This window comes from Corallococcus sp. AB049A, from assembly GCF_003668885.1.
GTDB classification, from domain to species: domain Bacteria; phylum Myxococcota; class Myxococcia; order Myxococcales; family Myxococcaceae; genus Corallococcus; species Corallococcus interemptor.
Genome location: NZ_RAWL01000827.1, coordinates 1 through 994 on the forward strand (window position 1 = coordinate 1; position 994 = coordinate 994).

General features: G+C 73.6%; 1 protein-coding gene and 1 pseudogene. Both read right to left on the reverse strand.

Annotation, left to right across the window (positions count from 1 at the left end):
- Nucleotides 1-539, reverse strand: a 539-nt coding sequence (locus tag D7X55_RS39685) for a PTS system mannose/fructose/sorbose family transporter subunit IID (RefSeq protein WP_121725707.1), incomplete at its 3' end; no start/stop codon positions are given.
- A gap of 77 nt (nucleotides 540-616) precedes the next feature.
- Nucleotides 617-994 (reverse strand): annotated as a pseudogene (locus D7X55_RS39690) (PTS mannose transporter subunit IID); the annotation flags it as partial.

Consider the following 994-nt stretch of genomic DNA (forward strand, 5'->3'; position numbering starts at 1 on the left):
CCCCTCAGCCGGGCGCCCTTGGCGGGAAGGTTCACCCGCGCCACGGCCTCCACCAGACGGTCTCCCAGACTCAGGCCCAGCCAGTACAGCCGGATGCGCAACAGCAGGTGCACCAGGTTGTAGAGCACCAGGAAGAGCAGCACCGCCCAGACGCCCAACAGCGGCACCATGGCCGCGCACAGCCCGCCCACCGCGGGCTTGAGGGACAGCCAGAAGAACCCGTCCCCCAGCGCGGCGAGCGGCCCCATCAGCGCCGCCTTGAAGCCCACCACGCGGTCCGGCGTCTCCTCCCCCCGGGCAATCTTCTGCTCGTGGTTCACCACGCCGCCCACGATGGCCGCCGCCACGTACGGGTGCGTGTTGAAGAAGACCAGGTGCCGGCGCACCGCCGTCTCGCGCAGCGGGCCCGGCGGGTACAGCTTCGCCAGCGCCGGGTACACGGCGTACGCGAGCCCCAGGTTCTGCATCCCCTTGGGGTTCCACGACGCCTGGAGGAAGAGCGAGCGCAGGAACACGCGCAGCAGCGTGCCCCGCGACAGCCGCGTGGGCGGCGTGAAGGCCGGCGCGGCCGGAGGCGCGGAGGCGGCGGACGCAGGTGTGGGCGTGGGCGTCGTGCTCAAGGCCGCTGCTCCTGCAGCTGCACCAGCACCACCGCCGCGGTGACGGCCGCCGCGGCCAGGCCCGCGTACAGGGGCGCGCGCTTCGCGTGGCTGGACTGCGCCGCGATGGCCGCCGCCACGGACGCCATGGCCGGGTACGCCCAGGCCAGCCCCCGCACCAGCGGGTGCGGCAGCGCCACCATCACCGGCTCCAGGAAGTAGCCCGCCATCGCGCACGCGCCGGTGATGGCGCCGTACGACAGGAAGTGCGGCCACATGCCCCACAGGTTCTGCCGCATGGCGCGGTTCAGGTTGCCCGCTTCCGCGGAGGCCAGCGCCACGCGCGCGAGCCGGGCGGAATAGCCCTCCAAGAGCCGGTCCAACCGGCGCCCCAC